Below are 22,690 nucleotides of genomic sequence, written 5' to 3'. Positions count from 1 at the left end.
CGAGGAGCTGCGGTTTCCTTACAGGGAAGATCCTGTCCCGCTCCCGCGCGCGCAGACAGTCGCCGATATCACCGGACACACGTGGATCTTGCGGGTGAGCGCGGTGACAAATGTCATCCGATCCGGAGGTCGTGGAGGTGGAGGGCTCAGGCGTAGACGGGCCGGGCGCCGCGGACGTTGAGCATGATGGCGTAGACGGAGGTCGAGGCGGTCATGAACAGCCAGTTGCGCTTCAGGCCGCCGAAGACCAGGTTGGAGGTCTTCTCCGGGAGCAGGAGCTTGCCGATCAGCGTGCCGTCGGGGACGAAGCAGTGCACGCCCTCGTCGGTGGCGGCCCAGATGCGGCCGGTGTCGTCGAGCCTGATCCCGTCGAAGGAGCCGGCCGTGCACTCGGCGAGCACCTTGCCGCCCGACAACGTGCCGTCGTCGTGCACGTCGAAGACCCTCAGGTGCTTGCGGGGGGTGTCGACGACGTAGAGCTGCCGCTCGTCCAGGGAGAAGGCCAGCCCGTTGGGGCGGGCGAAGTCGTCGGCCACCAGGCGCACCTCGCCGGTGAGCGGGTCGACGCGGTAGACGTTGTCCGCGCCGATCTCGCTCTCGGCGCGGTGTCCCTCGTAGTCGCTCAGGATGCCGTAGGAGGGGTCGGTGAACCAGATCGAGCCGTCGGACTTCACCACCACGTCGTTGGGGCTGTTGAGGCGCTTGCCCTCCCACCGGTCGGCGATGACGGTGATCGAGCCGTCGTGCTCGGTACGGGTCACCCGCCGGTTGCCCTGCTCACAGGAGATCAGGCGGCCCTGGGCGTCCAGGGTGTGGCCGTTGGCGTATCCGGCCGGGGAACGGAACGGGGTGACGGTGCCGGTCAGCTCGTCCCAGCGGAGCATGCGGTCGTTGGGGATGTCGCTCCACAGCAGATAGCGGCCTGCGGGGACGTACACCGGCCCCTCGGCCCAGCGGCAGCCGTGGTAGATGCGCTCGACCCGCTCGTCACCGCCCACCCTGGTGGAGCGCTTCTCCATGACGCGGAACTCGGCCGGGATGGTCTCTCTTATGAGCTCTGTCATGAGAAGAGCAAACATCGCCGAACCTGGTTCCGTCAAACATGAAATTTCCTGATACGGTCCATGGAATGGACGACGTCGACAGGATGATAATCAGCCTGCTGCAGGAGGACGCCGCGCGGCCGTACGCCGCGCTCGGAGCGGCGGTGGGCCTGTCGGCCGGGGCGGCCCACGAGCGGGTCAGGAAGCTGCGCGAGCGCGGGCTGATCCGGCGGACCACGGTGGACATCGACCCGGTGGCGGCCGGCCGGGGCGTGCTGGCGTACGTGATGATCGACGGGAAGACCTGGATGGGCGGGACCGGCGAGGCCCTGGCGGCGGTCCCGGAGATCGAGGAGGCCCACGTCATCGCCGGACCGGCCTCGCTGCTGGTCAAGGTGCGCGCTTCGAGCACCCGGGAGCTGCAGGACGTGCTGCGCAGGGTCTTCGAGATCGACGGGGTGACCGGGACGCAGACCGTCGTGGTGCTGGAGACCTTCTTCGAGCGCGGCGTCCACGTCCCAGGCACCTCATCCGATTCAGGACACAAGTGACGTTTCAGCGCGATGCAAGTGACTTCGGATATCCATAGAGGGCAAGAAACCGCACAAGCAGGAGAACGAACAACCGTGTTCCGCACCGTCGCCCTCACCGCAGGCGCCATCGTCATCGCCCTGTCCTCGCTCGTCGCCTGCACCGCCGACGACGAGGCGTGCGCCGCCTCGGCCAGCGGTACGGCGATCGCCCCGTTCGCCCAGGCCACCAAGGGCCCCAAGGGCTCCTCCTCGAACCAGAAGTCGAAGACCAAGAAGAAGGTCGACGTCGACATCGACGACTGCGACTGAGCACGTCAGCGTCCCCGCGCGCACGCCGCACCCCGGTCACGTCACGCGGATCGGGGTTTCGTTCGGCAGAATAATTTCGATATAGCGCGATAAAACGGGGTGGGTGAAGGTGGCCGGACTCTCCGGAAGGACGTCCGCCCGTCACCGGGGGACGGTCCGGGGGTCCGGAAGGGCGCCGGCACACCGGGGGGCGGCCGCACCGTCACGCCGGAGAATGGCCGCGGCGGCCGTGCTCGTGGCCGTGCTGCTGGGTGCGAGCGCCTCGATACCGATCCTGCCCGCCGTCACCCCGAACCGGCTGACCGCCATCGCCCACGCGATCCGGGCCGGGCACGAGCGGCCCGGCTGGTCCGGCGGGGCGATCCCCTACTCCTGGGGAGGCGGCCACGCCAGACGGCCCGGCCCCTCGCTGGGCACCTGCCGGGGCTACCGGGGCTCGATCAAGCCGTGCCCGGCCACCAGGACCCGCGGCCTCGACTGCTCCGGCCTGGCCCGCTGGGTCTATCACCTGGCCTACGGCCGCGACGTCCTGGGGCCGGGCAACACCGACGACCACATCCGCCGGCTCACGAAGGTCCCGGCCTCGCTGGCGCGCCCGGGCGACCTCGTCTTCTACGGCACGGTGAGCAGGCGCAAGGTGCGGACCCACCACGTCGGCATCTACATCGGCGAGGGCAAGATGATCAATGCGTTGCGGACCGGCACCAAGGTCAGGATCGACCCCCTGACCCGGGTCAAGGGCTTCGCCGGGTTCTTCCGTTACCTTTGACCGGCCGGAGTCCGGTGATCGTCCCGGTCCCGGTCCGTGATGACCCCCGCCACCGAGGAGAGCCATGCGCCTGGGCGTGATGTTCGACCGCGACCTTCCCCCCGAGGATCTCGTCCCCTTCGCCCGCCGCCTGGACGGCGTCGCGGAGGTCGACGACCTGTGGGTGGTGGAGGACCTGGGCTGGACGGGCTCGATCTCGTCGGCCGCCACGGCGCTGGCCGTCACCGAGCGGCTGCGCGTGGGCATCGGGATCACCCCGGCCCCGCTGCGCAACCCGGCGCTGCTGGCCATGGAGCTGGGCAACCTCGCCCGCGTGCACCCGCACCGCCTGGCCGCCGGGATCGGCCACGGCGTGCAGGACTGGATGCGCGGCGTCGGCGCCCTCGCGCCCTCGCCGCTGGCGCTGCTGGAGGAGACCATCGTGGCGGTGCGGGCGCTGCTGCGCGGCGAGACGGTCACCTGCGACGGCCGCGCCGTACGGCTGGACGGGATCGGTCTGGTGCATCCGCCCGCCGTGCCGCCGCCGGTCCTGGCCGGTGTGGTACGGCCCCGCTCGCTTGAGCTGGCCGGCCGGGTGGCCCAGGGCACGATCCTGCCCGAGGGGTTCGACGCCGAGCGGGTACGGCAGGCCCGCGCGATGATCGGCGAGACCGGCGGCGACCACGAGGTGGTGGTGTTCGTCCACCTCTACGTCGGCGACGACCCCGGGGAGGTCCGCGCCGCCGTCCTGCCCGCGGCCACCGGGCAGGCGGAGTTCCTGGGCGTCGCGCCGGACGAGGTGCCCATGGCCGCCGGATCCGCCGAGACCGCGGCCGGGGTCGTCAGGTCGCTGGGGGAGGCCGGGGCCGGCACCGTGGTGCTGCGCCCGATCGGGTCCGATCCCCTCGGCCACGTCGACCGGATCCTGCCCGTCCTGCGCTGATCCGGCGTACGGCGCCGCCCGGAGGACCGGGTGGCGCCCTACCCCGGGCGAACCGCTCCGGGGCGCGCTCAGGAACGGTTGCGGAACCCGGTCAGGCGGCGCAGGACGTCCCACCAGAAGGGCGCGCCGAACAGCAGGGCGACGATCGTCAGGATGAAGCCGGGCCAGTGCCCCGGGCTGGTCAGGCGGTCCCACCAGACGGCGCCGTTCCAGTTCAGGGACGGGTCGCCGTCGCCGGGCGGGATCGTGATGCTCACGAGGGCGTGGTCGAAGATCTTGACCAGGGCGGGCGAGCTGAGGGACTCGGTCACGCAGTCGTACGGCTTGGCGCCGGCGCACTTCTCCTCCAGCGCGTCCAGGCCCCCCTCGCCGCCGCCCGCGATGGCCGCCACCCCGGCCCGGAAGGCGTTGTCCCGCAGCAGCGTCTTGCCGTACTCCAGCGCGTCCATGCCGAACAGCAGCGTCAGCGCCACCCCGAGGGCGAACACCACCCACTTGACGTAGCGCCGGTAGAGGTTGGACAGGCGCTGCATCTCCCCGTCGAACCAGCTCTCCACACCGCGGCGGAACTTCTCCAGGTCCCGCTGCGCGCCCTCCCACACGCCCCGCAGATGCCCGGCCAGCGGGCTGTTGATGGCCTCCAGCTTGGCCAGCAGGCCCTCCACCCCGTCCTCCTCGGCGGAGACCAGCTCCATCACCGCGCCGGAGAAGCGCTCGGGCGGGATGTCGGAGATGGTGGTCCGTCTCCCCTTGGGATGGTCGATCTCCTGGAGCCGCCGGTAGAGCCGTTCGGTCATGTCGATCTCGGGGGGCGGTCCGTCTGCGGCCAGCACGGTGGCGGGGTCAACCGGCACCGGCTCGACCACGGGGGGAGCCGGGTCGGGGCTGTGCGCCGGACGGGGGTCGTCCTTGGAGAAGGGCAGCTTGGCGAAGACGTCGGCGACCTTGGTGGGGATCCACGACTTGCCCTCCTCCGACCCGCCGTCCATGGTGTCGCGCAGGTAGGCCCACAGGAACTTGCTGCGGATCCCGAGCAGCCTGACGAAGGCCTCGTTGATCCCGCTGACCAGGAGGGACAGCAGCAGGAAGGCCAGGACGAGGCCGATGGCCAGATCAGCGTAAACGGATATCAAAACGGATCACCCGGACTGTTGATACACGCCGCTCAGAGCAGGCGCAACAGGAAGCCGGAACCCCGTACATATCGGTCTTCCGGAGCCCTCAGTCCTCGTAGAAGACGCGCTCCACGACGGTGCGGGCGCGGCGGGTGACGCGCAGATAGTCGTTCACGAAGTCCTCGCTGCCCTCCGGCGGGTAGCCGAGGGCGCGGGCGATGAGCGCGCGCTCGCGGACGTCCGCCGGGATGGAGTCGGCCGCGCGGCCCCTGACCAGGACGATCGCGTCCCGGATCCGGGAGGCGAAGCACCAGGCCTCGGCCAGCACGGCCTCGTCGGCGGGGTCGAGCAGCTTCTCGGCGACCGCCGCGCGCAGCGTCTCCAGGGTCCGGGTGGTGCGCAGGGACGGCAGCGGCCCGGCGTGGCGCAGCTGGATGAGCTGGGCCACCCACTCCACGTCCGACAGGCCGCCCCGGCCGAGCTTGGTGTGCAGGGTGGGGTCGGCCCCGCGCGGCAGCCGCTCGGCCTCCATCCGCGCCTTCAGTTTGCGGATCTGCAGTACGGCGGCGTCGGACACCCCCTCGGGCGGGTAGCGCAGCGGGTCGGCCAGGTGCAGCAGGGCCACGCCGAGCTCGGCGTCCCCGGCGCAGAAGCGGGCGCGCAGCAGCGCCTGGGCCTCCCACGGCGACGACCAGCGCCCGTAGTAGGCGGCGTAGGAGGCCAGCGTGCGGACCAGCGGCCCCTGCCGGCCCTCCGGGCGCAGGTCGGGGTCGACGGTCAGCGGCGGGTCGGGGGCGGGCAGGGCCAGCAGCCGGCGCAGCTCGTTGGCCACGGCGTGGGCGGCGTCGGTCGCCTCCTTCTCCGGCACGTCCGGCAGCGGCTCGTGGACGAACATCACGTCGGCGTCGCTGCCGTAGGAGCACTCCAGGCCGCCCAGGCGGCCCATCGCGATCACCGCGAACCGGGTGCCCAGCGGGGTCCGCCGCTCCATCTCGACCTTGGCGATCGCCGCGTCCAGCGCGGCCTGGACCGTCACGTCGTTGAGATGGGACAGCGTCTGACCGACCCGCTCGATGTCGATGATCCCGTCGAGGTCGGCGACCGCCGTACGGAACAGCTCCCTGCGCCGCAGCGCGCGCACGGCGGCGACCGCCGTCTCGGCCTGGTGCGGGTGGCGGCCGACCACGGTCCGCGCCTCCGACAGCAGCGCCTCGGGGCGCCGGGGCTCCAGCTCGGCGTCGGCGGCGAGCATCGCCACGGCCTCGGGGGCGTGCATCAGCAGGCCGGTGACGTATCTGCTGGTGCCCAGGAGCCTGGCCAGCCGGGCGGCCACCGCGGTCTCGTCGCGCAGCAGCCGCAGGTACCAGGCGGTGGTGCCGAGCTTGTCGGAGATCTGGCGGAATCCCAGCAGCCCGGCGTCGGGGTCGGGGGCGTCGGCGAACCAGCCGAGCATGACCGGCAGGAGCGTGCGCTGGATCGCGGCCCGGCGCGAGACACCGCTGGTCAGCGCGCTGATGTGGCGCAGCGCCCCGGCGGGGTCGGTGTAGCCGAGCGCCTCCAGGCGGGCCTGGGCGGCGGCGGTGGACAGGCGGTCCTCCGACTCGGGCAGCCGGGCCACGGCCTGCAGCAGCGGCCGGTAGAACAGCTTCTCGTGCAGGCGGCGGGCCTCCATCGCGTGCCGCCTCCACCGGGTGGTGAACTCCCCCACCGGGTCGGTGGTCATGCCCAGCCCGCGCCCGAGCCGCCGCAGGTCGCTCTCTCCTTCGGGCACCACGTGGGTACGGCGCAGCCGGTGCAGCTGGATGAGGTGCTCGACCTGACGCAGGAAGCTGTAGGCCTCGGCCAGCGCCTTGGCGTCGTCGCGGCCGACGTAGCCGCCTCGCGACAGCGCGGCCAGCGCGGGCAGCGTGGCGCGGCGGCGCAGCATGGGGTCCAGGCGGCCGTGCACGAGCTGGAGCAGCTGGACGGCGAACTCGATGTCGCGCAGCCCGCCGGGGCCGAGCTTGATCTGCCGCTCGGCCTCCTCGACGCGGACGTGCGCCTCCACCCGGCGGCGCATCGCCTGCACGTCCTCGACGAACTTCTCGCGCGTGGCGGCCTGCCAGACCATCTCGTTCATCGCGGCGACGTAGCGGCCGCCGAGTTCGAGGTCCCCGGCGACCGGCCGGGCCTTCAGCAGCGCCTGGAACTCCCAGGTCTTGGCCCAGCGCCGGTAGTAGGCCTGGTGGCTGGCGAGGGTGCGCACCAGCGGCCCCGCCTTGCCCTCGGGACGCAGCGCCGCGTCCACCTCCCACAGCGAGCCCTCGGGGGTGGTCGTCGAGCAGGCGCGCATCATCCCCTGGGCCAGCCGGGTGGCCAGCCGTACGGCCTGCGTCTCGTCGACGCCCTCCCCGGCGTCCCCGCGGGGCTCGGCCACGAAGATCACGTCGACGTCGCTGATGTAGTTGAGCTCGCGGGCCCCGCACTTGCCCATGCCGATGACGGCCAGCCGTACGCCCCCGGCCTCGGGGTGCTCGGACCTGGCGACGGCCAGTCCCGCCTCCAGCGCGGCGCCGGCCAGGGCGGACAGCTCGGCCGTGACCTCGGACAGCGCGGCCTCCCCGGCGACGTCCCGGGCGGCCAGGTGCAGCAGGCGGCCCCGGTAGGCGACGCGCAGCGCGGACAGCGTCCCGGTGGAGGCGTCGCGGGCACGCGGCTCGGAGTCCTCGGGCTCGGCCCCGACCGCCAGCAGCAGTTCGGTGCGGAGCTCCTCCTCCGACGGGCGGCGCAGGGCCGCCTCGCCCTCCAGCAGGCGCCAGTGCTCCGGATGCCGGACCACGTGGTCCCCGAGGGCGGCGCTGACGCCGAAGACGCCCAGGAGCCTGTCCCGCAGGCCGGGATCGGCACGGAGCGCTCCGAGAACGCTCGGGTCCCGCTCGGCGAGCCGGTTGAGCGAGGTGAGCGCCAGGTCGGGATCGGCCGCGCCGACGAGGGAGTCCAGCAGTGCGACGTCGCCGACGGCCTCGGGTCCCAGTTCGTCGAGGAGCCGCTCGGCCCTGGCCCCGTCGGCGAAGCCGAGCCGGGCCAGCCGTCCGGCGGTCGTCTGCATGCGGGGCACGGTCTCCACCGCCCCTTCCTCGTCTCCGATCGCAAGCACCACTGACCTTCCTCAATCTTGCACCAGAGGATCAAAGGCAAACACGCCACGTCGTCGGAGCGTCGCCGCCACGGTAGTTCGGAAACGGCGTGGAGTCGTCAGCGGTTTCTCCGCGTAATCAGCCGATCACGGCTTCCCGACCACGGAGGCGAAGCGCTCGGTGAAGGGCCTCCAGGTCGCGACGAGCCGGGCCTCGGCGGCCTTGACCTCCGCGTTGAGGTCCTCAACGCGGTAGTCCTGACCCGTCAGGTAGGCGGCGGAGTCATTCGCCCAGTTGACGAATATCTCCGGGGTGGCCTCGGGGTGGAACTGCACCGCCCAGGCCCGATCTCCCAGCCGGTAGGCCTGGTTGGGGTAGACCTCCCCGGTCGCCAGCGGCACCGCCCCCTCGGGCAGGCGGGTCATCGCGTCGCGGTGGTACTGCACCGCCACCGCGGGCTCCGGGCCGTCGAGCAGTCCGCGCAGGAGGGGATCGTCCTGTCCGGCCGGGAGCGGCAGGACGCGGCACGCTCCGACTTCGAGACCCCGGCCGCCGCGCTCGACGGCCCCTCCGCAGGCGAGCGTCATCAGCTGCGCCCCGAGGCAGATCCCCAGCGTCGGCACGCCGTCGGCGACCGAGCGGCGCAACAGGTCGCGGGTGGCGGGCAGCCAGGGATACTGCTCGTCCTCCCAGGCCGCGGCCTCGCCGCCGAGCACGACCAGCCCGTCGGCCGCGCGTTCCGGCACCGCCTCGCCCAGGTACGGCCGGGCGACCTCGCAGACGGCTCCGGCCTCGGTCAGCCACTCGGCGAGATACCCGGGACCGGCTGCGGCCTCGTGCTCGATGACGGTAATCCTCATGCGGTAATTATGGGGCGTATAACCGGTTTTCCCGGATCGTCGCAGGCCGGGGTTGCCGCAGGTCGGGGTTGTCGCAGGCAGGCCCGCCTCAGGCAGCGGCCCCGCCTCAGGCGGCGGCGCCCACCCGCCGGGCGGCCAGGCGCCCGGGGTCCGGCCAGCGCACGTCCCAGGCCCAGCCGAAGCGCTCGAACAGCCAGATCAGCCGGGCGCTGGGATCGACCTGGCCGCGGAGCACGCCGTGCCGGGCGCAGGTGGGGTCGGCGTGGTGCAGGTTGTGCCAGGCCTCGCCCAGCGAGATCACGGCCAGCCACCACACGTTCCGGGAGCGGTCCCTGACCGTGAACTCCTCCTTGCCGAAGGTGTGGCAGATCGAGTTGATCGACCACGTCACGTGGTGCTGGGCGAAGATGCGCACCAGCCCGCCCCAGAAGTAGGCGGTGAGCGCCGCGTGCCAGGAGCCGCCCCACAGCCCGCCGACGAGGGTGGGCAGCCCCAGCGAGAGCAGCACGACCGGCACGTAGGCCAGGTTGTGGGACAGGAACCTGATCGGCCGGTCGGCGAGCAGGTCGGGGCAGAAGCGCCGCCGGGAGGTGCGCTCGGGACGGAACAGCCATCCCACGTGGGCGTGGAACAGGCCCTTGCTCAGACCGACGAACCCCGGCCCGAACCGCCACGGCGAGTGCGGGTCGCCGTCCCGGTCGGCGTACTTGTGGTGGCGCCGGTGGTCGGCCACCCAGCGGATCACCGGCCCCTGCAGCGACATGCCGCCGGCGACCGCGAGCACCACCCGCAGCCAGGTCTTCGCCTGGAAGGAGCGGTGGGTGAAGTGCCGGTGGTAGCCGACGGTGATGCCGAAGCCGGTGATCAGGTACATCACCACGGCGATGACCACGTCCCGCCAGCCCAGTCCCCAGCCCCAGGCGAAGGGGACCGCGGCCAGCACGGCCAGGAAGGGCACGACGACGAACAGGACGACGAGAAGGCGCTCGAACCACGGCACGGGTGCGGCGGCGAGGTCCGACGGTGCGGCGGAAGGGGAGGCCATGTCCGCCGAAGGTAGTCGCGTCCCGCGATGAACTCTCCGCCCCGGACGGCGATTTATCCGGCGGAAATTATCACGCCGCTCATAAAGCGGCCCGGCCCCTCCCGCGATCCCGCGGGAGGGGCCGGGCCGCAGAACGTCCCGGTCCGGGCCGTCCCGGTCTCAGGCCGGAACGATCCAGGTGGCCTTGGCGGCGGCGACCAGGGTGCCGTCCACCTCGTAGATCGCGCTCTCGCCGAAGAGCTTGCGGCCCTCGCGGCCGGTGGCGCGGGCGACCACGGAGTAGGTGCCGCCGGGGTAGACGCGGCGGTGGACCTGGGCGGTCAGGCGGCCGAGCAGCGCGAACTCGCCGGGCGCGAAGTGGGCCCAGCCGGTGGCGCAGTCGAGCGCGGACCAGACGACCGCGTCGGGGACGACGCCGTCCTGGTCGGTGACGGTCATCGGCACCCGCCAGCCGGCGGCGACCAGGTCGGTTCCCTCCAGCGGGCCGGGGAAGATCCGCAGGCCGTCGCCGGGCTCGCGCAGGCCGCAGGTGAAGCAGCCGGGGAAGGCGTGGCCCTTCAGACCGGCGAAGCCGCGCTCGGCGCGGGCCGCCTCGGCGAAGGGCGCGAACGCCGGGGCCTCGATGTCCTCGGCGACGGTGATCGCCTCGACCAGGAGGTTCTCGCCGTGGGTGAGGGTGGCGGTGTTGGCCAGTTGGCGCAGGTCCAGCTCGGTCTCCAGCGGCGTGGGCGCGTGCAGCGTCACCTCGACGGCCGAGTCGTGGCGGGCGCCGTGAAGCGCCTCGGAGACCGTGCCCGCGATCCATCCGCCGTTCGCCGAGCCCTCGGGGCCGCGGAAACGTGCCGGGACGGTCACCACGGTCTGCAGACCGGCAGCCGTCGTCATGCCGCACCTCCTGTCGCCTTTAAGGCGATTGATCCAGATATATAACCTGCATAGGGACCGACCGATTTTACCGGAACATGGGTCGGCACCCCCAATCAGGGGTGACCGAAGACCCTATCCCGAACGACGATCTACCCTTGACACGGCCGTGAATCCCCTCCCGGCTCTCTCCCCGGAGGAATCCCCGCTCAGGCTCCCGGGGAATCCCCGCTCAGGGCCCGGCCGCGGCGCACACGTCCCGGTACGGCCGGCCGGGCACGTGACGCGCCCACTCCTCCGCGGTGAGGGTACGGCCGGCCCGCTCGCAGACCGCGCGGACAACCCGCTCGGGGTCGAGGTCGGTGCGCCCGATGACCCCGTCGCGCCCGGCGCTGAGCAGCGTCCCGTCCGGGGTGAGCGCCAGCGCGACCACGTCGTCGGTGTGCCCGGAGAGGGTGACGACCTGCTCGCGGGTGCTCAGGTCCCACAGCCGGACCGTGTCGTCGCGCGAGCCGGTGGCCAGCGTGCTCCCGGCCAGGGCGGTGGTCGTCACCAGCTCGGAGTGACCCCGCAGCGGCGGGTCGGTGACCTGCCGGCTCCCGGCGTCCCACAGGCGGACCGAGCCGTCGGGCTCGCCGACGAGCAGCGTGCGCCCGTCCCCGCTGTAGCGCAGGACCGCGCTCTTGCGGGTGGCGGGGAACGCCGGGCGGGCGGCACCGGTGATCGCGGCGACGCTGACCCCCTTGTCCCCGAACACGCTCAGCTCCCCGCCGTCGGGCCGCACCGCCAGTCCCCAGCCCTGTTCCGGGCGGTCCAGGGCCGTCGCCGACTCCTGCCGCCGCCCGGCCACGTCCCAGGAGACGATCGCGTCGTGGTCCACCGCGACCAGGCGCCGCCCGGCGGGGTCGAAGGAGGGCAGGGTGATGTCCGGCTTCGGCAGCGTCGCCGGATCCTGCGGCGGCAGGCGGGGACCGCTCCGGGCGAGTTTCCCGGCGGCCTTCCCGGCCGCCACGTCGACCAGGGTGATCTCGGCGCCCGCGACGGCGAGCGTGCGCCCGTCCGGGCTGAAGGCCAGGCGGTGATCGGTGTTCGTCTCGCCCGGCGGCAGGAACTCGTCCGTGTTGGGATCGGCCCAGGGGCCGGTGAGCCGGGCCTCGCGCCGGCCGGTCGCGGTGTCCCAGAGCGTGAGCGTGGCCGTACGGCTGCGGTAGTCGCGCGGGTTCCGCACCCGCAGCGTGGCCAGCAGCCTCCCGTCCGGGCTGAAGGCGGCGTCCGCCAGGAAGCCCTCCCCGCCGGTCGCGAGCTCCGGTCTGGTCAGGTCCGCCACGTCCAGGACGCGCACGGACACGCCGTCGCCGATCACCATGGTCCGGTCGTCGGGACCGAAGCGCACCTCCTCGGGGTCGGCCAGGGCCAGCGGGTGGCGCAGCACCCGGATGCCGTCGTAGGGCGCCCACGCCGCGTGGTCGATCCGCCACATGGTCACCTCGTGGCCGCCGCCGATCGCCAGGAACCGGCCGTCCCCGCTGAACTGCATCCCCCCGAAGTTCTCCCCCGGCTGGTAGCGCAGCGTCATGAACGCCCACTCCGGGCTCTCGCGGGGCCTGTACAGCTTCACCACCCCCGGCTCGCTGAGCACCGCCAGGGTCCTGCCGTCGGGGCTGAACTCCGTGTACATCGCCGGGTCGCCCGAGGCCGGGGAGGGCCAGCCGCCCTTCTCGGGGACGGTCCCGATCATGGTGCGCCGTTTCAGGTCCCAGATCTGGATGTCGGTGACGTAGCGGACGAGCGCGCCGTACCGGCCGTCCTTGCTGACCGAGCCCCAGTGCTCCGTGGACGTCCGGGGGAACCAGGCGGGCGGCGTGCCGTCGCCGGAGTCCCGCCACTGCGCCAGCAACGCCTCGAACCCGTCGGACGACAGCTCCGAGGGCGTGACCCGCCCGGTCCGCTCATCCCAGACGCGGTTGAGGTCGCCCCGCATCGCCAGCCGGGTGCCGTCGGGGCTGAGCTGGAAGCCGTACACGTCCCGGGGGATGCCGGTGATCTTCGCGACCTGCCTGCGGGTGGCGAGGTCCCAGATCCGCCCCTCCGAACCGGCCACGACCGCCAGCCGCCCGCCGCGCACGTCCATCACGGTGGCGGGGGGATCCTCCACGTTCACCGGCAGCTCGCCCGCGGGGACGGTGAAGGCCGCCAGTTCCCGCTGCCCCGCCGACTCCAGCAGCGCCGTGCGGGCCTCGGGGACCGGGGCGGTCCTCCAGGCCGCCACGCCGAGCAGCCGGGCGGTCTCCGGGGCCACCGGGCGCAGCCGCCCGGCCTGCCCGGCCAGCGAGCGGGCCACCGCCTCGTCCAGCCGCGCGGCGACCTTCACCCGCTCGGCGTCGGCGGCGCGGCGCTGCTGCTCGGCCAGGAGGCCGGCCAGGACCGCGACGACCGTCAGCGTGGCCAGCGCCGTGGTGAACAGCCTGCGCCGCCGTACGGCGCGCCGCGTGGCGGCCACGCCCTCGTCCAGGAACCGGGTCTCCAGCGCGCTGAGGTCCACGTAGTGGCGGCCGGTGGTGGCCCACTCGCGGGCGATCTCCAGCGGGGTGCCCTGGTAGAGGTCGCCGGGCTTGCGGCCGTGCTCCTCCCACAGCCGGGCGGCCTCGCCCAGGCGCCGGTGGATCGGCAGCCCCGTGCGCTCGGCCTCCAGCCAGGAGTGCAGACGCGGCCAGGCGCGCAGCAGCGCGGCGCTGGCCGGCCGGACCGTGCTCTCGTCCCTGAAGAGCAGTCCCGCCCTGGTGAAGGCGGCCAGCACCGGCTCGTCGCCCGGCGCGAACTCGCTCAGGGAGGCGTGGCGCACGGTGTCGGCGCCGCTGTCGCCCGGCACCACCATGCGCAGCATGATGCGGGGCACCGCCTCCCGCTCGGCCGGGCCCAGCGCGGTGTAGACGTCCTCGGCGACCGTCCCGAGCCCGCGGGAGACGGTGTCGGCGCTGCGCGGGGAGCGCAGGCCCGCGGCGGCCCTGGCCCCCTCGTCGAGCAGGCCGCTCCCCTTGCCGACCAGCCCGAGCAGCAGGTCGCGGGCGGCCGGGCGGGCCTCGGGGTCCTTGTCCAGCGCGGCGGCGGTCAGGGAGCGCAGGGGCTCGGGCAGCATGTCCACCGACGGCTCGCGGGTGAGCACCCGGTGCATGACCGCGCCCACGCTGTCCGCCTCGAACGGGCTGTGCCCGGTCGCCGCGAACAGGACCGTCGCCCCCCAGGCGAAGACGTCGGCGGCCGGGCCCACCCGCGCGGCGGTCAGGGTCTCCGGGGCCATGTACGGCGGGGTGCCGACGACCTGGGCGGGGAAGCTGAGCGAGGTCTCCTTGGTCTTGGCGATGCCGAAGTCGATGACGCGGGGCCCGTCGGGACCGATCAGCACGTTGTCCGGTTTGAGGTCGCGGTGCACGACGCCCGCCTCGTGGACGGCGGTCAGCGCGGTCGCGATCGCCACGGCCAGCCGTATGAGACGGTCGCCCTCGAACACCCCGCCCATCTCCACCGAGCGGCGCAGGCTCGGGCCCTCGACGTACTCGCTGACGATGTACGGCTTGGGCCCGGTCGTCTCGGCCGCGATCAGCCGCGCCGTACAGAAGGAGGCGACCCGCTGCGCCGCCGCCGCCTCCCTGGCGAAGCGGTTGCGCAGCACCGGGTCGGCGGCCACGTCGCCGTGCAGCACCTTGACAGCGACCCGGCGGCCCGTCTCGTCGTAGGCGTCGTAGACGACCCCCTGGCCACCCTGGCCCAGCCTCCCGGCCAGCCAGTATCCCCCCAGCCGCTCCGGATCCCCCGGAGCGAGCCCACTGCGTCCCACCGCACACCTCCACGACACCTACCGGTGGTTGGACGCACGGGGGGAGCCGGTTGTTCGCACCGGAACCGGAACGATCCCCGCCCGTTCTCACGAAGGCCCGCGCGCTCACAAAGAGAACTCATCCGCCGTGAAAGCCCGCCGGGCCTCCCGGCCGGTCGATGAATGGGGGAATCGCGCGGCGTCAAGCGCCGGAGTGGCAGGAAGCGGCACCCGCGAACAACATGATGATCCTGTTTTGTCTGTTTTCGGGGAGCCAGGGAGCGCACATTCGATGACGTGAGGAAAACCGAAAACGCGTGAAAGGTGTGAGAAATGACGAACGCAGCGGCTCATCCTTCCGCTCTCCGCGCCACCGCCAGACCGTCGATCACGGTCCTGCCCGATCTGGTCTCCTGCGACGTCCAGTGGCCCGAACCGGAGAGGTGGGTCAACCACGAGGGGAAGCCTGAGCCGTACATCTCCCTCAACTCCGACGACCCCGGGGTGCGCGGGCTGTTCCGCTTCCGCCCGGAGACTGCCGTGCCGCTGAACCAGCTGGTGGAGGTGCTGCTGTGCGGCGACAGCACGCTGACGCGCGGGGAGCGCGAGCTGATCGCCACCTACGTGTCGGCGCTGAACGAGTGCCGGTTCTGCTTCTCCACCCACGCGGCGTTCACCGCCGTGCGCTTCCCCGAGGGGATGGAGCTGGTGGACCGGGTGCTCGCCGACCCGGCCGGGGCGCCGATCCCGGCCAGGATCAAGGCCCTGCTGGCCATCGCCGGCGCGGTCCAGCGCAGCGGCAGGGCCGTCACCGGGGACCTGGTCGCCGAGGCCAAGCGGGAGGGCGCCACCGACGTCGAGATCCACGACACGGTGCTGATCGCCGCGGCCTTCTGCATGTTCAACCGCTACGTCGACGGCCTCGGGACGGTCGCCTCGGACGACCCGGCCCACTACGCCGAGCGGGCGCGGCTGACCGAGGGGTACGTGGCGGTGCTGGCCGAGGCACTGCGTCAGGGGTGAGGACCCGGCGCCGCCGGTGGCGCACACCGGCGGCGCCGGGCCTTCAGCCGAAAGCTCTGATCAGCCGAAAGCTCTCAGGGGAACGTGCTCAGCGGGGTCGTCAGGTCCGTCAGGCGAAGAACTCGTCGACGGCGTAGGCGTCCTGGGGGAAGCTCCAGCGCTCGCTGATCTTGCCGCCGGTGACGCGGAACACGTGCACGCCCCGCTCGTCCAGGACCCGCCCCTCACGCTCGCCCCGGATGTGCAGCAGCGCGGCCACCTGCCCGTCGTCGGACAGGAAGGCGTCCGGCTCGAATCTCAGCACGCCGCCGAGCTCGATGAACTTCGCCAGGTAGCCGGCGACTTCCTCCTTGCCGCGGTAGTCGCCGGCCAGCGCGCCCCGGCCGGGGATGTGGAACGTCACGTCGTCGGCGAGCAGGTCGTCGCGGAACCGGTCCAGGTCGCCCTTGGCCAGGGCCTCGTAGCTCTCACGGACGACCGTGACGTCCGGGTGTTCTGACATGAAAGGAACTCCTTGCGGTGGGATGAGCCTTCCGGAACGTGAGTGACGCTACGCCCGATTCACCGAAATCGACAATACGGCAATAACAGACTTACCGTATGGCCAGCCGGACCCACCAATTCCCGGAATAGCAGCGGACCCTTATTCTGACGATAGGGGTGAACCCGGCATTGACAGCCGGACGGCGGTGTGGCGATCATCAAGACCGGTCGGGCGGATTCGTTCGTCGCGTAAGTGGATTTTCCACGCGTCCGTATAAGGAGCGCCATGCCGCACATCTCCCTCAACTCCGACGACCCGGGAATCCGCGGCCTGTTCCGCTTCCGCCCGGAGACGGCCCGGCCGCTGAACCAGCTGGCCGAGGTGCTGCTGCGCGGAGAGAGCACGCTGACGCGCGGGGAGCGTGAACTGATCGCCGCCTACGTCTCCGGCCTCAACGAGTGCCGCTTCTGCTGCTCGTCGCACTCCGCCTTCGCCGCGGCCCAGCTGCCCGAGGGCATGGAGCTGGTGGAGCAGACGCTCGCCGATCCGGCCGGAGCGCCGATCCCGGAAAAGATCAAGGCCCTGCTGGCCATCGCCGGCGCGGTCCAGCGCAGCGGCAGGGCCGTCACCGAGGACCTGATCGTCGACGCCCGGCGCGAGGGCGCCACCGACATCGAGATCCACGACACGGTGCTGATCGCCGCGGCCTTCTGCATGTTCAACCGCTACGTCGACGGCCTGGGCACCTTCGCCCCCGACGACCCGGCGGCCTACGCCGCGATGGCCGAGGTGATCGTCACGGCCGGGTACGCGCGCGAGGCCGCCCCGGCGGAGCAGCAGAGCCGATGACGGCCGGAGCCGGGGGGCGCGCCCATCGCTATCTGATCATCGGTGCCGGGCCGGGCGGGCTGCAGCTCAGCTACTTCCTGCAGCGCGCCGGAGCCGACTATCTCACCCTGGAGCGCGAGGCCGGGCCCGGGGGGTTCTTCCGCCACTATCCGCGCCACCGCAGGCTGATCTCGCTGAACAAGGTCCACACCGGCCAGAAGGATCCGGAGATCGCCCTGCGCTGGGACTGGAACTCGCTGCTCAACGACGAGCCGGAGCTGATGTTCCCCCGCTACTCGCAGGAGTACTTCCCCCGGGCCGACGACCTGGTCCGCTATCTCGCCGACTTCCAGCGCGGACACCGGCTCAACGTGCGCTTCTCCACGCCCGTCGAGCGGATCGAGAAGACCGGGGACCGCTTCGCCGTACACGCCGGGGGTGAGGTCTTCCACGCCGAGTGCGTGATCGTGGCGGCCGGCTGGGGCGGGCCGTACGTCCCCGACATCCCCGGGATCGAGCTGGCCCAGGGATATGAGGACATGCCCGTCTCCGGGGAGGAGTTCACCGACCAACGGGTCCTGATCATCGGCAAGGGCAACTCGGCGTTCGAGACCGCCCAGGCCATGCTCGGCCATGCCGCCGTGGTCCATCTGGCCAGCCCGAGCCCGGTGCGCCTGGCCTGGACGAGCAAGCATCCCGGTCACGTGCGCGGCCAGTACGGCGCGCTGCTGGACAGCTACTGGTTCAAGACCCTGCACGGGGTGCTGGAGTGCGACGTCGACCGGATCTGGCGCGACGGCGACCACTTCAAGGTCGCCATCACCTACACCCTCGCCGAGGGCGAGCAGGCGCTGCTGGAGTACGACAGCGTGCTGCGCTGCACCGGCTTCACCATGGACACCTCGGTCTTCGACGGCTCCTGCCTGCCCGAGCGCGCCCCCGGCGGACGGCTCCCGGCGATCCGCCCCGACTTCCAGTCGGTCAACGTCGACGGCCTGTACTTCGCGGGCACCCTGATGCAGGCCCGCGACTTCAAACGCGCCTCCTCGGCGTTCATCGACGGGTTCCGCTACAACCTGCGCACCATGACCGCCCTGCTGCGCGAGCGCTACGAGGGCGTGCCGCTCGACCGGCGGACCCTTCCGGCCGACCCCGACGGGCTGACCGCCGCCATGCTGGAGCGGGTCAACTACAGCTCGGCGCTGTGGACGCAGTTCGAGTATCTGTGCGACGTGTACGTGGTCGACGAGGCCACCGGGGAGGTCACGCGCTACGAGGACCTGCCGGAGGACTACGCGGTCGAGCGCTTCGGCGGGCACCCGCTGTACTTCACCGTCACCCTGCGCTGGGGACGCCGGGACCATCCCGACGTGTTCGCCATCCGGCGGCATCCCACCCCCGAGCGGGCCCACGAGAGCGCCTTCCTGCACCCGGTCGTGCGGGCCTGGCGGCACCGTGAGCAGACGGGCGAGCGGCACCTGCTGGAGGACCTGATGGCCCGCTGGCTGGATCCCGTACGGCATGTGCGGCCGCTGCGCGAATTCCTGGCCGCGCGGCTCGCCAGGGGGGACGCCGTAGGGGAAGCCACGGGAGAGGCTCACTCGGTCTGAGCGGCGTCCCGGTCCACCAGCCTCGCCACCAGGTCGTCGACCACGTCGGCGGGCCGCCCGCGCCGGCCGAGGGCGGCCCGCTGCCGCGCCGCCCCGGTGCCCGCGGCGCGCAGCCACGCCATCCGCCTGCCGACCATCTCCAGATCGCCGGTCTCCTCCAGGGCCGGGCGGATGTGCCCCAGCAACGCGTCGAGCAGTTCCCCGGCGGGCCGCAGCCGGCCGGTGACCGGATCGACGCCGTGCCCGTCCAGGCCGTCGCGCGCCGCCCGCCAGTAGGCCACGCGCAGCCGCTCGGCCGACAGCGGCGGGCCCGGGTCACCGCGCTCCACCCGCTGCAGGGACGTCACCACCAGTCCGCGTACCACGGCCGCGAGCATCGCCGACTCCCCCGCGGTGGCCGGAACGTCGGTCACCCGGACCTCCAGCGTCGGCAGCCGCGCCGACGGCCGTACGTCCCAGAAGATCGTCCCGGGGTCGACCAGCGCCCCCGACTCGGTCAGCGCCGCGATGACCTCCTCGAACTCGGCGAGGGAGGCGAAGTACGGCGGCGGCCCGGCCACCGGCCACTTGCCCCAGCACAGGGCCCGCCAGCTGGCGTAACCGGTGTCGCGCCCGGCCCACAGCGGGGAGTTGGCCGTCATCGCCAGCAGCACCGGCAGCCACGGCCGCAGGTGGTTGCCCACGAGCACCGCCCGCTCCCGGTCCGGCAGGTGCACGTGGACGTGCCCGGCGCAGATGGCCTGCTCGTCGTGGAGCGCCCGGTAGGTGGCGATGCCCACCTCGTAGCGGGGGTCGTCGGTGATCAGCGGCGGGACGACGTCACCCAGGACCGGCGTCCCCGAGGCGACCACGGCGAGCCCCTCGTCCCGGGCCGCGGCGGCCATCGCCGTCCGCATCCGCCGTATCCGCCCCTCCAGCTCGGAGGTGCGCGCGCACGGCGCCGTCTTGGCCTCCACCTGGTACCGGGTGATCTCCGAGCTGACCGTCCCGCCGAGTTCGGCGGAGGCCCGCTCCAGCACCGCGGCCGCCCGGGGCGCCGCCTCGCGGGTGAGAGGGTCGACGACGAAGTACTCCTCCTCCACCCCCACCAGCGGGCAGAGCGCGTCGAAGGGCATCGGACGCGCGGAGTCCGCGGTCACGGTCATCTGCACTCCCAGCGGGGAACGCCTCCCCGCGATCGGCGGCACGGTGATCGACACCGCCACACTATCGACCGAACCGCGGCCGCACGGGCGAAAGATCGCCTTTCTCCCGCGAAGCAGGGGCCTGTGGCTTGCGGATAGGGGTGGCGGAGGGAGGTACGGCAGCGTGTAGCAGCCGATACGCCCACCCGTGGGACACACCCCCGGTAGGGCGCGTATCACCCCCCGTGGGGCACCTCCCCGGTGGGCCACGTGTTGCCCACCCCAGGCTGCGCCCGGCGGCAGGTGAACCTGGCCGCCGTCCCCGGACGGACCCGCCTGTCACACCATGGCGGACACGGCGACGGATCACGACGGTCGGGCGAACACCGCGTCGAATCATGAAGATCGGGCGAACACGGCGGCAGATCACGGCGATCGGTGGAGATGAGCCCTCGCGTCAGAATGCCGGGGCCGGCAGCACCAGGTGAGGGCGCCGTTCCATCAGCTCATAGTCCAGGCGACGCCGCTTTCCAGCTCGATCACGGCCAGGCACGCCGCCGTGATGTCCACCTCCGCCTCCGCCTCCTCGCTGTCGTAACCCGTCCGGAGGAGTTCGGTGTACGCGCTCAGAGGACCGAGGTGATCCGTCCAGTCGGTGAAGGGAATCCCGCCCGGCTCCGGGTGTTCGAGGAACCCCTCGGCGTCTCCGTAGCGGACGTACATGACGGTGTTGCCCTCGATGTCGAACGACAGATACCAGTGCCGGAACCCGTCGCCGGCGAGCCGCTCGGTCGCCTCCTGGCGGCCGTCACCCGGGTTGACCCAGTCCAGAGTGACGACACCGGTGCCGACCCGGTGGAGGGAGATACCGCCGGGACTCTGCGGTTGCCCGGGGGCCTGCAGCGCGGCGGGATCGGCTCCGAAGCGTCGCGCGGCCTCTTCGGCCGTGAGGACGCCGGAGTCGGGGATCGTCACCGTGTATGCGAAGGTGTCGAGATCACTCAGCATGTCGGCGTAGCGGGCGATGACTTCGTCGAGCACCGGCTGATCAGCCCCTCTGAACGGCCTGGATGAGTTCACCGGAGCGGGCCGGGTCCGCCGGCGGACCTCTCCGGGGAAGCGATCGTACGGCCTTCGGAATCCTTCCGTACGAGGACGCGGAGGATCCCCGAGGAAACAGAGGGCCTCCGCGCTCCTCACCTGGTCAACCGCGTCGGATGGAGCAACAGCCGGCGCCTGTGGATCGGTTCGGGTGTCGCCGGGTCAGTGAAGTCGTCCGGTCCGGTGCAGCTCGTCAAAGATGATCTGGTCGACCGGGGATACGCGGTCGCGGTAGGCGTAGCCCAGCCAGGTGATTTCCTCGATCTCGCCACTGGGCGTCGGCACTCCGTGATGGTCGGCGGTGTAGCAGGTCATCTGCACGGTGACGCCCTCGGCGTGGCCGTGCGCCTGGGCCCGGTAGGTGCCCACGTGGGTGGCGGTGGCGGGGATGACGGTGATGGAGAGTTCCTCGTCGATCTCGCGGATGAGGGTGTCGAGATCGGTTTCGCCGGGTTCGCGTTTGCCGCCGGGGAGGTAGTAGGCGTCCTTGCCCCGTGAGCGGGTGCTGAGGATCTTGCCGTCGTCCAGGTGGATCCATGCGATCTTGTCGATGATGCGGTTCACCGCGTGCTCCTCCTGCCGACGAGCTTCCCTGCTCACGCGGGAACGCTCGTCGGCAGCTTGGTTGAACAGGTCACAGGACCGGGAGATAGCGGCCGAGCTCGTATTCGGTGACCTGGCGGCGGTACTCGCTCCACTCGGCGCGCTTGTTGCGCAGGAAGTAGTCGAAGACGTGCTCGCCGAGGGTCTCGGCGACCAGTTCGCTGCGCTCCATGGTGGCGATGGCCTCGTCCAGGGACTGCGGGAGCGGGGCGATGCCCAGGGCGCGGCGTTCGGCGCTGGTCAGGGCCCAGACGTCGTCCTCGGCGCCGGGGGGCATCTCGTAGCCCTCCTCGATGCCCTTCAGACCGGCGGCGAGGATCACCGCGAAGGCGAGGTAGGGGTTGCAGGCGGAGTCGAGCGAGCGGAACTCGATGCGGGTGGAGCCGCTCTTGTGCGGCTTGTACATCGGCACGCGGACCAGGGCCGAGCGGTTGTTGTGGCCCCAGGAGATGTAGCTCGGGGCCTCGCCGCCCTGACCGGCGATCGCCTCGGCGCCGCCCCACAGGCGCTTGTAGGAGTTGACCCACTGGTTGCAGACGGCGGTGATCTCGGCGGCGTGGGCCAGCAGGCCGCCGATGAAGGCGCGGCCGGTCTTGGACAGCTGGTACTCGGCGCCGGGCTCGTGGAAGGCGTTGCGGTCGCCCTCGAACAGCGACATGTGGGTGTGCATGCCGGAGCCGGGGTACTCGGTGAAGGGCTTGGGCATGAAGCTCGCCCAGATGCCCTGCTCCAGCGCGACCTCCTTCATGACCAGGCGGAAGGTCATGATGTTGTCGGCGGTGGTGAGCGCGTCGGCGTAGCGCAGGTCGATCTCCTGCTGGCCGGGGCCGCCTTCGTGGTGGCTGTACTCGACCGAGATGCCCATCGACTCCAGCATCATGATCGCCTGGCGCCGGAAGTCGTGGCCGGAGCTGTGCGGGGTGTGGTCGAAGTAGCCGCCCTCGTCGATGGGCTCGGGCCGGGTGCCGCGCTCGGGCCGGTGCTTCAGCAGGAAGAACTCGACCTCGGGGTGGGTGTAGAAGCTGAAGCCCATGTCGGAGGCCTTGGCCAGGGTCTTCTTGAGCACCCAGCGCGGGTCGGCGTGCGAGGGCGAGCCGTCCGGCATGAGGATGTCGCAGAACATCCGGGCCGCGCCCGGGTTCTCGCTGCGCCAGGGCAGGATCTGGAAGGTCGCCGGGTCGGGCTTGGCCAGCATGTCCGACTCGTAGACGCGGGCGAAGCCCTCGATGGCCGAGCCGTCGAAGCCGATGCCCTCGGCGAAGGCTCCCTCGAGCTCGGCCGGGGCCACGGCGACGGACTTGAGGAACCCGAGAACGTCGGTGAACCAGAGCCGGATGAACCGGATGTCGCGCTCCTCGAGCGTCCGGAGAACGAACTCCTGCTGGCGGTCCAAGGCCTCTCCTCCACTGACGGCGCGGTGCGACACGCCTGGTCGTCTATCAGTCTGCCCGCTGCGTGTTTCGCACACGTTACGAGGAACGGCGCCGCGATGCCGCATCGGCCTCGTCACGGCCCCGATCCCAGTGT

General features: G+C 72.0%; 19 protein-coding genes. 7 read left to right on the top strand and 12 right to left on the bottom strand.

Features of this window, described 5'->3' with window-relative positions; genetic code table 11:
* Positions 1 to 146: 146 nt before the first annotated feature.
* Complete coding sequence (locus Psi01_RS25805) at positions 147 to 1,064, bottom strand: SMP-30/gluconolactonase/LRE family protein (protein ID WP_204066690.1); 918 nt, start codon at positions 1,062 to 1,064, stop codon at positions 147 to 149.
* Between the two features lie 65 nt (positions 1,065 to 1,129).
* On the opposite strand from Psi01_RS25805, the gene Psi01_RS25800 reads away from it, so the two are divergent.
* The 4 genes from Psi01_RS25800 (at position 1,130) to Psi01_RS25785 (ending at position 3,576) form a co-directional block, all read left to right on the top strand.
* Complete coding sequence (locus tag Psi01_RS25800; protein ID WP_204066689.1) at positions 1,130 to 1,594, top strand: Lrp/AsnC family transcriptional regulator; 465 nt, start codon at positions 1,130 to 1,132, stop codon at positions 1,592 to 1,594.
* Between the two features lie 75 nt (positions 1,595 to 1,669).
* Positions 1,670 to 1,885: a hypothetical protein gene (locus Psi01_RS25795; protein WP_204066688.1), complete on the top strand. Its 216-nt coding sequence runs from the start codon at positions 1,670 to 1,672 to the stop codon at positions 1,883 to 1,885.
* A gap of 214 nt (positions 1,886 to 2,099) precedes the next feature.
* Positions 2,100 to 2,654, top strand: a complete 555-nt coding sequence (locus tag Psi01_RS25790; protein WP_204066687.1) for a C40 family peptidase — start codon at positions 2,100 to 2,102, stop codon at positions 2,652 to 2,654.
* A gap of 64 nt (positions 2,655 to 2,718) precedes the next feature.
* Positions 2,719 to 3,576: an LLM class flavin-dependent oxidoreductase gene (locus Psi01_RS25785; protein WP_204066686.1), complete on the top strand. Its 858-nt coding sequence runs from the start codon at positions 2,719 to 2,721 to the stop codon at positions 3,574 to 3,576.
* Positions 3,577 to 3,644: 68 nt separating this feature from the next.
* Here Psi01_RS25785 and Psi01_RS25780 read toward each other — a convergent pair whose 3' ends face one another.
* The 6 genes from Psi01_RS25780 to Psi01_RS25755 all read right to left on the bottom strand — a co-directional run bounded on the left by Psi01_RS25780 (position 3,645) and on the right by Psi01_RS25755 (position 14,411).
* Positions 3,645 to 4,709 (bottom strand): hypothetical protein, encoded by a 1,065-nt coding sequence (locus Psi01_RS25780; RefSeq protein WP_204066685.1) that lies wholly within the window; start codon positions 4,707 to 4,709, stop codon positions 3,645 to 3,647.
* Positions 4,710 to 4,797: 88 nt separating this feature from the next.
* Positions 4,798 to 7,779: a bifunctional [glutamine synthetase] adenylyltransferase/[glutamine synthetase]-adenylyl-L-tyrosine phosphorylase gene (locus Psi01_RS25775; protein WP_204066723.1), complete on the bottom strand. Its 2,982-nt coding sequence runs from the start codon at positions 7,777 to 7,779 to the stop codon at positions 4,798 to 4,800.
* A gap of 174 nt (positions 7,780 to 7,953) precedes the next feature.
* A complete protein-coding gene (locus Psi01_RS25770; RefSeq protein ID WP_204066684.1) occupies positions 7,954 to 8,667 on the bottom strand; it encodes a type 1 glutamine amidotransferase in 714 nt (237 codons plus the stop codon).
* 106 nt (positions 8,668 to 8,773) lie between these two features.
* Positions 8,774 to 9,712, bottom strand: a complete 939-nt coding sequence (locus Psi01_RS25765) for an acyl-CoA desaturase (protein ID WP_204066683.1) — start codon at positions 9,710 to 9,712, stop codon at positions 8,774 to 8,776.
* 159 nt (positions 9,713 to 9,871) lie between these two features.
* Positions 9,872 to 10,597, bottom strand: a complete 726-nt coding sequence (locus Psi01_RS25760) for a PaaI family thioesterase (protein ID WP_204066682.1) — start codon at positions 10,595 to 10,597, stop codon at positions 9,872 to 9,874.
* Positions 10,598 to 10,808: 211 nt separating this feature from the next.
* On the bottom strand, positions 10,809 to 14,411 hold the full coding sequence (locus Psi01_RS25755) for a WD40 repeat domain-containing serine/threonine protein kinase (protein WP_204066681.1): 3,603 nt from the start codon (positions 14,409 to 14,411) through the stop codon (positions 10,809 to 10,811).
* A 312-nt stretch (positions 14,412 to 14,723) separates the two neighbouring features.
* On the opposite strand from Psi01_RS25755, the gene Psi01_RS25750 reads away from it, so the two are divergent.
* Positions 14,724 to 15,413, top strand: coding sequence for a carboxymuconolactone decarboxylase family protein (locus Psi01_RS25750; RefSeq protein WP_204066680.1), 690 nt, complete (start codon positions 14,724 to 14,726; stop codon positions 15,411 to 15,413).
* 109 nt (positions 15,414 to 15,522) lie between these two features.
* Here Psi01_RS25750 and Psi01_RS25745 read toward each other — a convergent pair whose 3' ends face one another.
* Positions 15,523 to 15,915: a nuclear transport factor 2 family protein gene (locus tag Psi01_RS25745; protein ID WP_204066679.1), complete on the bottom strand. Its 393-nt coding sequence runs from the start codon at positions 15,913 to 15,915 to the stop codon at positions 15,523 to 15,525.
* A gap of 267 nt (positions 15,916 to 16,182) precedes the next feature.
* Here Psi01_RS25745 and Psi01_RS25740 point away from each other — a divergent pair, with 267 nt between their 5' ends.
* Both Psi01_RS25740 and Psi01_RS25735 read left to right on the top strand, forming a co-directional pair.
* Positions 16,183 to 16,746 carry a carboxymuconolactone decarboxylase family protein gene (locus Psi01_RS25740; RefSeq protein ID WP_204066678.1) on the top strand — a complete coding sequence of 188 codons (564 nt, stop codon included), beginning with the start codon at positions 16,183 to 16,185 and terminating at the stop codon, positions 16,744 to 16,746.
* Positions 16,743 to 18,335, top strand: coding sequence for an NAD(P)-binding domain-containing protein (locus Psi01_RS25735; RefSeq protein ID WP_204066677.1), 1,593 nt, complete (start codon positions 16,743 to 16,745; stop codon positions 18,333 to 18,335). Before Psi01_RS25740 ends, Psi01_RS25735 begins: the two co-directional genes overlap by 4 nt.
* On the opposite strand, the gene Psi01_RS25730 is transcribed toward Psi01_RS25735, so the two are convergent.
* From Psi01_RS25730 to glnA2, 4 genes are all read right to left on the bottom strand, one after another.
* Positions 18,323 to 19,534, bottom strand: a complete 1,212-nt coding sequence (locus Psi01_RS25730; protein WP_239128021.1) for a carboxylate-amine ligase — start codon at positions 19,532 to 19,534, stop codon at positions 18,323 to 18,325. The genes Psi01_RS25735 and Psi01_RS25730 overlap by 13 nt on opposite strands.
* Positions 19,535 to 19,960: 426 nt before the next feature.
* Positions 19,961 to 20,500, bottom strand: coding sequence for a hypothetical protein (locus Psi01_RS25725; RefSeq protein ID WP_204066676.1), 540 nt, complete (start codon positions 20,498 to 20,500; stop codon positions 19,961 to 19,963).
* A gap of 222 nt (positions 20,501 to 20,722) precedes the next feature.
* Positions 20,723 to 21,124, bottom strand: coding sequence for an NUDIX hydrolase (locus tag Psi01_RS25720; protein WP_204066675.1), 402 nt, complete (start codon positions 21,122 to 21,124; stop codon positions 20,723 to 20,725).
* Between the two features lie 70 nt (positions 21,125 to 21,194).
* Complete coding sequence (gene glnA2 / locus Psi01_RS25715) at positions 21,195 to 22,556, bottom strand: gamma-glutamylpolyamine synthetase GlnA2 (protein ID WP_204066674.1); 1,362 nt, start codon at positions 22,554 to 22,556, stop codon at positions 21,195 to 21,197.
* Positions 22,557 to 22,690: the final 134 nt, after the last annotated feature.

The sequence above is a fragment of the Paraplanobispora siamensis genome (assembly GCF_016863175.1).
In the GTDB taxonomy this organism is placed as follows: domain Bacteria; phylum Actinomycetota; class Actinomycetes; order Streptosporangiales; family Streptosporangiaceae; genus Planobispora; species Planobispora siamensis.
The sequence above is the reverse complement of the archived record's forward strand: the minus strand, read 5'-3'. Positions and strand labels throughout refer to the sequence as shown.

Excerpts from the sequence above, each read along its gene's own strand:
- Psi01_RS25765 (WP_204066683.1), bottom strand. The coding sequence starts at position 9,712 with ATGGCCTCCCCTTCCGCCGCACCGTCGGACCTCGCCGCCGCACCCGTG.
- Psi01_RS25745 (WP_204066679.1), bottom strand. The coding sequence starts at position 15,915 with ATGTCAGAACACCCGGACGTCACGGTCGTCCGTGAGAGCTACGAGGCC.
- Psi01_RS25800 (WP_204066689.1), top strand. The coding sequence starts at position 1,130 with ATGGACGACGTCGACAGGATGATAATCAGCCTGCTGCAGGAGGACGCC.
- Psi01_RS25770 (WP_204066684.1), bottom strand. The coding sequence starts at position 8,667 with ATGAGGATTACCGTCATCGAGCACGAGGCCGCAGCCGGTCCCGGGTAT.
- Psi01_RS25735 (WP_204066677.1), top strand. The coding sequence starts at position 16,743 with ATGACGGCCGGAGCCGGGGGGCGCGCCCATCGCTATCTGATCATCGGT.
- Psi01_RS25750 (WP_204066680.1), top strand. The coding sequence starts at position 14,724 with ATGACGAACGCAGCGGCTCATCCTTCCGCTCTCCGCGCCACCGCCAGA.
- Psi01_RS25760 (WP_204066682.1), bottom strand. The coding sequence starts at position 10,597 with ATGACGACGGCTGCCGGTCTGCAGACCGTGGTGACCGTCCCGGCACGT.
- Psi01_RS25785 (WP_204066686.1), top strand. The coding sequence starts at position 2,719 with ATGCGCCTGGGCGTGATGTTCGACCGCGACCTTCCCCCCGAGGATCTC.
- Psi01_RS25775 (WP_204066723.1), bottom strand. The coding sequence starts at position 7,779 with ATGCAGACGACCGCCGGACGGCTGGCCCGGCTCGGCTTCGCCGACGGG.
- Psi01_RS25740 (WP_204066678.1), top strand. The coding sequence starts at position 16,183 with ATGCCGCACATCTCCCTCAACTCCGACGACCCGGGAATCCGCGGCCTG.
- Psi01_RS25790 (WP_204066687.1), top strand. The coding sequence starts at position 2,100 with ATGGCCGCGGCGGCCGTGCTCGTGGCCGTGCTGCTGGGTGCGAGCGCC.
- Psi01_RS25805 (WP_204066690.1), bottom strand. The coding sequence starts at position 1,064 with ATGACAGAGCTCATAAGAGAGACCATCCCGGCCGAGTTCCGCGTCATG.